We start from the raw sequence: 8,354 nt of genomic DNA, 5'->3' as shown, positions 1-8,354 counted from the left end.
CCGATCGAGTGCCCGACCACGAAGTCCGGGCGCAGACCCCACGACTCCACCAGCCGGAACAGCGCCACCTCCAGCGCGAACAGCGCCGGCTGCGCGTACCCCGTGTCGTCCAGCAGCGCCGCCTCCGCCGAACCCTCCGCCGCGAACAGGACCGGGCGCAGCGGCCCGGCCAGCCGTCCCTCGAAACCGGCGAGGACGGCGTCCAGCGCGTCGGCGAACACGGGGTGGGCGGCGTACAGCTCCCGCCCGGCGCCGGGACGCTGCGAGCCCTGGCCGGGGAAGAGGAAGGCGGTCTTCCCGCCCAGGGCCGCGCCCTGGACGAGCTGCGGCGCGGCCTGGCCGTCGACGAGGGCGTGCAGGCCCTGCGTCAGCTCGGCCCGGTCGGCGGCGAGCACGGCGGCCCGGTGGTCGAGCGGCGTGCGGGTGGTGGCCAGCGAGTGGCCGAGGTCGCGGACCGTCAGCTCCGGGTGCGCGGCGAGGTGGCCGAGCAGCAGGGCGGCCTGCTCGCGCAGCGCGGCGGGCGTCGCGGCGGAGAACGGGACGGGCAGCGGCCGGTCGTCCGGGCGCCGGTCCTCCGGCGCGGCCGCGGGCGGCGCCTCGACGATCACGTGGGCGTTGGTGCCGCTCGCGCCGAAGGCGGAGACGCCCGCCCGGCGCGGGTGGCCGGTCGCCGGCCACGCGGTCTCCTCGGTGAGGAGCTCGGCGGCGCCGGCCGTCCAGTCGACGTGCGAGGACGGCGTGCCGACGTGCAGCGTGCGCGGCAGCAGGCCGTGCTGCATGGCCAGCACCATCTTGATCACGCCGGCCACGCCGGAGGCCGCCTGGGTGTGGCCCAGGTTCGACTTCAGCGCGCCGATCAGGACGGGCCGTTCGCGGTCCTGGCCGTAGGTGGCGAGCAGCGCCTGCGCCTCGATCGGGTCGCCGAGCTTCGTGCCGGTGCCGTGCGCCTCGACGGCGTCGACCTCCGCCGCCGCCAGGCCCGCGTTGGCCAGGGCGCGCCGGATGACGCGCTGCTGGGACGGGCCGTTCGGCGCGGTGATGCCGTTCGACGCGCCGTCCTGGTTGATCGCGGAGCCGCGCAGGACGGCCAGCACGCGGTGGCCGCGGCGCTCGGCGTCCGAGAGCCGCTCGACCACCAGGACGCCGACGCCCTCGGACCACGCGGTGCCCTCGGCGGCGTCGGAGAACGTGCGGCAGCGCCCGTCCGGGGACAGCGCCCCCATCTCGCCGAACTCGACGAACCCGACCGGGCTCGACATCACCGTCACGCCGCCCGCCAGGGCCAGCGAGCACTCGCCGGACCGCAGCGCCTGGGCGGCCAGGTGCAGGGCGACCAGCGAGGACGAGCACGCGGTGTCCACGCTGACCGACGGCCCCTCAAGGCCGAGGGTGTAGGAGAGCCGCCCGGAGAGCAGGCTCGCGGACTGCGCGGTCTCGACGTGGCCGAGCTGGCCGATGGCCGGCCGGTAGTCGCCGCTGCCGCCGCCGATGAACACGCCGGTGTCGCCGCCGCGCAGGCCCGCAGGGTCGATCCCGGCACGCTCCAGCGCCTCCCACGCGGTCTCCAGCACGAGCCGCTGCTGCGGGTCGACGACCATCGCCTCCCGCGGGGACACCCCGAAGAAGGCGGCGTCGAACTCGGCCGCGTCGTACAGGAACCCGCCCTGCTGGGTGACGCTGCGCCCGCGCCCGTCGCGGTCGCCGTGGGCGAGCCGGTCGAGGTCCCAGCCGCGGTCCGCCGGGAACGGGCCGATCGCGTCGGCGCCCTCCCGCAGGAGCCGCCACAGGTCCTCGGGCGAACGGACGCCGCCCGGGTAGCGGCAGCCCATGCCGACGATCACGATCGGGTCGTCGGTGTCGGCAACGGCGGTCGAGCGTTCCACCGTCGGTGCCTCGTCGAAGAGTTCGGCGCGGAGGTACGCGGCGAGGGCCGCCGGGGTCGGGTAGTCGAACACGAGGGTCGCGGGCAGGCGCAGACCGGTCGCGGTGTTGAGCCGGTTGCGCAGGTCGACGGCGGTCAGCGAGTCGAAGCCGAGGTCCTTGAACGGGTGCCCGGACGGCACGTCGTCGGCGTCGGCGTGACCGAGCACGGCGGCCGACTCGGCCCGGACGATCGCCAGCAGCGCCTCGGTGCGCTCGGCCGCCGACCGCTCGCGCAGACCGGCGCGCAGCGCGTCGGTGCGGCTCGCGGTCTCCTCCTCGGGCTCCGCGGCGACGCGGGCCTCGGGCAGGTCGGCGAAGAGCCGTGTCGGCCGGGTTTCGGCGAAGGCGGGCGCGAAGCGCTCCCACGCCACGTCGGCGACGGTGACGGCGGGGCCGTCGAGGGCGGCGGCGAGGGCCGCGAGGGCCCGCTCGGGCGCGACGGGCGGCAGCCCGTTGGCCCGCAGGTGCGCGGCCAGGGCATCGGGCGTGCCGCCCGCCCAGGCACCCCACGCGACGGCGGTGGCGGGCCGCCCGGCGGCCCGCCGGGACTGGGCGACGGCGTCGAGGAGCGCGCTGGCGGCGGCCTCGTCGGCCCGGCCCTTGACGCCCCAGGTACCGGTGATCGACCCGAACAGCACGTAGGCGTCGAGCTCCCGGTCCGCGAGCGCCTCGTCGAGCGCGTCGAGGTCCGCGAGCAGCCCCGCGAGGTGGTCGCCGGGCTCGCCGGCCCGGCCGGTGTAGAGGACGGCGGAGAGGTCCGGCAGCCCGAGGACGGAGGCGAGGGCGGCGGGGTCGCCGGGCGTGCCGGTGACGAGCGTCAGCTCGACACCGCGCTCGGCGAGCTGGGCACGCAGCCCAGCCCCCGGACCGTCACCGGCCGCAATGCGCACCCCGGCCGCGTCGGACGACTCGTCGCCATGCGCACCGGCCACCGTCGCCGGCTCTCCGGCCGCCGCCAGCAGCACCACGTGCCGGGCACCCGCGTGGGCCAGCCAGCGGGCCGTGGGGGCCGCGTGGCCCTCCGGGTCGCCGATCACCAGGACCGTGCCGCGCGGGGTCCACGGGCGCGCCGCGTCGGGCGTCGTCGCGCGCACGAGGCGGCGGGCGAAGGCTCCGGCGGGGCGCAGCGCCAGCTGGTCCTCACCGTCCTGCGCCGTCAGCAGGGCCCGCAGGCGGGCCGACGTGCGGGCGTCGGGGGCCTCGGGCAGGTCGATCGACCCGCCCCAGCGCCGCGGGAGTTCCAGGGCGGCCACCCGGCCGAGGCCCCAGACGGCCGCCTGGGCGGCGTCCTGCGGGGCCTCGGTGTCGCCGACGGCGACGGCGCCCCGGGTGAGGCACCACAGCGGGGCCTCGACGCCCGCCTCACCGAGGGCGGCGAGCAGGGCGTCCGGTCGGGCGAGCCCGGTGGGCACGCCGCCGGAGGCGGCGAGCAGGGACACCACGCCGGTGACCGTTGCGCCGAGCGCAGCGAGTCGCTCGGCCAGGTCCGCGGCGTCGTCCCCGTCGACCGCCACCCGCACGACATCCGCGCCGACGGCCGCGAGCACCGCGGACGTCCAGGAGTCGTCCGGTTCCTTCGTCACGAGGGCCAGCCACGTGCCCGGCAGGGCGTCCGGTCCGGCGGGGGCCGCATACGGCTTCCAGATCGCCCGGTAGCGCAGCCGGTCGGCGTCCGTCCGTTCGGTCCGGCGGCGGCGCCACGCCGAGAGGGCGGGGAGCAGCGCGCCGAGCGAGGTGTCGTCGTCGAGGCCGAGGGTGGTGCCGAGGGCGGCGGTGTCGGCGCGCTCGACCGCGGACCAGAACGCGGCGTCCGCCGGGTCGCCGGCGGCGACGGGCTCGGGTGCGGGCTCGGGCCAGTAGAGCTCGCGCTGGAACGGGTAGGTGGGCAGGTCGACCCGGCGGGCGCCGGTGCCGTCGAACAGCCGCGTCCAGTCGACCGGAACGCCCGCGACGTGCAGGCGCGCCAGCGCAGTGACCAGGGCGTGCTCCTCGGGCCGGTCGCTGCGCTGCGCCGCGGCGACGGGGCCGTCCACGGTCTGCTGGACGAGCGCCGACAGCACGCCGTCGGGGCCGAGCTCCAGGAAGGCGGTGGCACCCGCCTCTTCGAGCGCCCGGACGCCGTCGGCGAAGCGGACGGTCTCGCGGACGTGGCGCACCCAGTACTCGGGGGTGGTGAACTCCGCGCCCAGAGCTCCGGTCAGGTTGGAGACCAGCGGGATCGAGGGCGCCGTGTACGCGAGCCCGTCGAGGACGGCCCGGAAGTCGTCCAGCATCGGCTCCATCAGCGGCGAGTGGAAGGCGTGCGAGACCCGCAGGCGCGTGGTCCGCCGGTCGGCGAAGTGCGCCTCGATCGCGGCGACGTCCTCGGCGGCGCCCGACACGACCACGGACGTCGGACCGTTCACCGCCGCGATCGAGACGAACTCGCCCAGCAGCGGCAGGACTTCGTCCTCCGACGCCTCCACGGCCAGCATCGCGCCGCCCTCCGGGAGCACCTGCATCAGCCGGCCGCGCGCCGCCACCAGCGTGCACGCGTCCTCCAGCGAGAACACCCCGGCCACGTGCGCGGCCGCCACCTCACCGATCGAGTGCCCGGCCACGAACTCCGGCTCCACACCCAACGATTCGAGCAACCGGAACAACGCCACCTCGACCGCGAACAACCCGGCCTGGGCGAACTCCGTCCGGTTCGGCAGCTCCGCATCCGAACCCCACACCACGTCGCGCAGCGGCCGGTCCAGCAGCTGGTCCAGCCGTGCGCAGACGCCGTCGAAGGCTTCGGCGAACACCGGGAAGCGGGCGTACAGCTCCCGTCCCATGCCGAGCCGCTGCGAGCCCTGCCCGGAGAAGAGGAACGCCGTCGAGTGCTCCCCCGCCACCCCGCGCGCGACCTCGACTCCGTCCAGCAGTACCGCCCGGTGCCCGAGCAGCGCACGCCCGGCGGCCAGCGAGTGGGCGACGTCCAGCGCGGACGGCCCGTCCACGTCGACCAGCCGCCCGAGCGAAGCGTCCAGCGCGGCCTCCGACTTGGCGGAGACCACCCACGGCGCCGCGGCGGCGCTCACCTCCGGACCCGCCGCGGAGGAACCCGGGGGAGCCTGCTCCAGCAGGACGTGCGCGTTGGTGCCGCTGACGCCGAAGGCGGAGACGCCGGCCCGGCGCGGGCGGCCGGTCCGCGGCCAGTCGCGGGCCTGCGTCAGGAGCTCCACGGCGCCTGCCGTCCAGTCGACGTGCCGGGAGGGCGCGTCGACGTGCAGCGACTTCGGCAGTTCCCCGTGCTGCATCGCGAGCACCGTCTTGATCACGCCGGCGGCGCCCGCGGCGGCCTGGGTGTGGCCGAGGTTGGACTTCACCGAGCCGAGCAGGAGCGGGAGTTCGCGGTCCCGCCCGTAGGCGGCCAGCAGGGCGTGCGCCTCGATCGGGTCGCCGAGGGCGGTGCCGGTGCCGTGCGCCTCGACGGCGTCGACCTCGGCGGCGGTCAGGCCCGCGTCGGCGAGGGCGGCGCGGATCACCCGCTGCTGGGCCCGGCCGTTGGGGGCCGTCAGCCCGTTCGACGCGCCGTCCTGGTTGACGGCGGATCCGCGCACGACCGCGAGCACCGGGTGCCCGTTGCGCCGCGCGTCCGAGAGCCGCTCCAGCACCAGGACGCCGGCGCCCTCGGACCAGGCGGTCCCGTCGGCGGCGTCGGCGAAGGGCTTGCAGCGGCCGTCGGAGGCGAGGCCGCCCTGCGCGGTGAACTCGACGAAGGCGTCCGGGCTGGACATCACCGAGGCGCCGCCGGCCAGGGCCAGCGAACACTCCCCGGCGCGCAGCGCGCGGGCGGCCAGGTGGAGCGAGACGAGGGCGGAGGAGCACGCGGTGTCGACGGTGACGGCCGGGCCCTCCAGCCCGAGGGTGTAGGAGAGCCGGCCGGACAGGACGCTCGCCGTGTTGCCGGTGGCGGCGTGGCCGCGGACGTCGGCGGTGCCGCGGCGCAGCACGGTCAGGTAGTCCTGGCCGTTGGTGCCGACGAAGACGCCGGTGTCGCTGCCACGCAGCCGGTCGGGGGCGATGCCGGAGCGCTCCAGGGCCTCCCAGGAGGTCTCCAGGAGGAGGCGCTGCTGGGGGTCCATGGCGAGGGCTTCGCGGGGCGAGATGCCGAAGAAGCGGGCGTCGAAGCGGCCGACGCCGTCGAGGAAGCCGCCCTGGAGGGTGGCGGAGCCGCCGCGGCCGAGGGCGTCGAGGTCCCAGCCGCGGTCGGCGGGGAACGGGCGGATGGCGTCGGCGCCGTCGCCGAGCAGCCGCCAGAGGTCCTCCGGCGACTCGATGCCGCCGGGGAAGCGGCAGGCCATGCCGACGATCACGACGGGGTCGTCCGAGACGTCCCGCGGGGCCGGGGTCCGGTCGGGTTCGGGGAGGGTGCCGAGGAGTTCGGCGAGGAGGTGGGCGGCCAGGTCGGCCGGGGTCGGGTGGTCGTAGACCAGGGTGGCGGGCAGGGTGAGGCCGGTGGCGGCGGTGAGGGCGTTGCGCAGTTCGACGGTGGTGAGGGAGTCCATGCCGAGGTCGGTGAAGGGCTGGTCGGCGCCGACGCGTTCGCCGCCCGCGTGGCCGAGGACGGCCGCGACGCGGGTGCGCACGAAGTCGAGGACGAACCGCTCCGCGGCCTGCTCGGACAGTTCGGCGAGGCGCTGCCGCAGCCCCGGCTCCGCGGCGGCGGCCGGCCGGCCGGCCGCCCCGGCCAGCGGGGCGATCAGCGGGACGGGCCGCTGCGCGGTGAAGACCGCGGCGAAGCGCTGCCAGTCGATGTCGGCGACGGTGAGCGCGGTGTCGTCGTGGTCGAGCGCGTGCCCGAGGGCGGTCAGGGCGCGTTCGGGCGCCATCGGGCCGTAGCCGCCGCGGCGCACCCGCTGTTCGACGCCGGCCCCGGCCATGCCGTCGCCGGCCCACGGGCCCCACGCGATGGCGGTGGCACGCAGGCCGCGGGCGCGGCGCTGCTCGGCGAGGGCGTCCACGTAGGCGTTGGCGGCGGCGTAGTTGGCCTGTCCGGCGGCACCGATGGTGCCCGCGGTCGACGTGAAGAGGACGAAGGCGGCGAGGTCGTCGTCGCGGGTCAGCTCGTCGAGGTGGTGCGCGGCGTCGGCCTTGGGGCGGAACACTTCGGCGAAGTGCTCGGCGGTCAGGGTGTCGAGGGTGCCGTCGGCGACGACGCCGGCGGTGTGGAAGACGGCGGTGAGCGGCCGGTCGGCGGGGACGGCGGCCAGGACGGCCGCGAGGGCGTCCCGGTCGGCGGCGTCGCAGGCGGCCAGGGTGACGTCGGCGCCGAGGGCGGCGAGGTCGGCGCGCAGCTGCTCGGCGCCGGGGGCGTCCGCGCCGCGGCGGCTGAGCAGCAGCAGGTGCGGGGCGCCCTGGGCGGCGAGGCGGCGGGCGAGCTGCCCGCCGAGGCCGCCGGTGCCGCCGGTGATCAGGACGGTGCCGGCGGGCGCGTACGGCCGGGCGGCCGGGCGCTCGCCCGACGGGCGACCCAGCGGGTGGCGCACGAGGCGCCGGGCGAAGGTGCCGGAGGCGCGGACGGCGAGCTGGTCCTCGCCGTCGGTGCGGGCGAGCGCGGCGGCCAGGCGGCGCAGCGCGGTGTCGTCGAGCTGCTCCGGCAGGTCGATCAGCCCGCCCCAGCGGGTGGGCAGTTCGAGGGCGGCGGAGCGGCCGAGGCCCCAGACGGCGGCCTGCCGGGGGTCGGCGGGGCGGTCGGAGCGGCCGGTGGCGACGGCGCCGCGGGTGAGGCACCACAGCGGGGCCTCGACACCCGCCTCGCCGAGGGCCTGGACGGCGGTGACGGTGGCGGCGAGCGGGTCGCCGCCCGGGGTGGCCGGGGAGCCGAGGGCGAGCAGGGACAGGACGCCGGTGACCTCTCCGGCCGCGGCTTCGCGCAGCTGCGCGGCAAGGGCGACCCGGTCGGTCGAGGCCCGGAGGACCACCCCGTCGACCAGCCCGTCCGCCCACGGCGCGGCGTCCGGGGCGAGCACCAGCCAGCGGCCGGACGGCCGGGCCGCAGCAGCGCCCGGCGTGTCGAGCGGCGTCCAGGAGGCGCGGTAGCGCCAGGCGTCCACGGTGGAGCGCTCGCGGCGGGCGCGGCGCCAGGCGGAGAGGGCGGTCACGGTGTCGGTGTCGAGGTCCAGCCCGGCGCCGAGCGTCCCGAGGTCCCCCCGGTCGACGGCGGCCCAGAACTCGGCGTCCACGGGGTCGGATCCCGCCTCCGGGACGGGCCGGCCCTCCGGCCAGTAGCGCTCCCGCTGGAACGGGTACGTGGGCAGGTCGGCGCGGCGGGCGCCGGTGCCGGCGAAGAAGGCCGCCCAGTCCGGGCGCGGGCCGCCGACGGCCAGCCGGGCGAGTGCGGCCGTGAGGGCCGGGACGCCGGGCCGGCCGCGGCGCAGCGCGGGCACGCCGGTGAGGCGGGC

At 77.8% G+C, this 8,354-nt stretch carries 1 protein-coding gene; it reads right to left on the bottom strand.

Going from position 1 to position 8,354, the window contains the following annotated elements; genetic code table 11:
- The coding region (locus tag AB0C76_RS40700; RefSeq protein WP_359975635.1) for a type I polyketide synthase at positions 1–8,354 on the bottom strand (8,354 nt) is incomplete at both ends.

The sequence above is a fragment of the Kitasatospora sp. NPDC048722 genome (genome assembly GCF_040650235.1).
GTDB lineage: Bacteria > Actinomycetota > Actinomycetes > Streptomycetales > Streptomycetaceae > Kitasatospora.
Note: the sequence above shows the minus strand (reverse complement) of the source record. Positions and strands in the feature narration are given on the sequence as shown.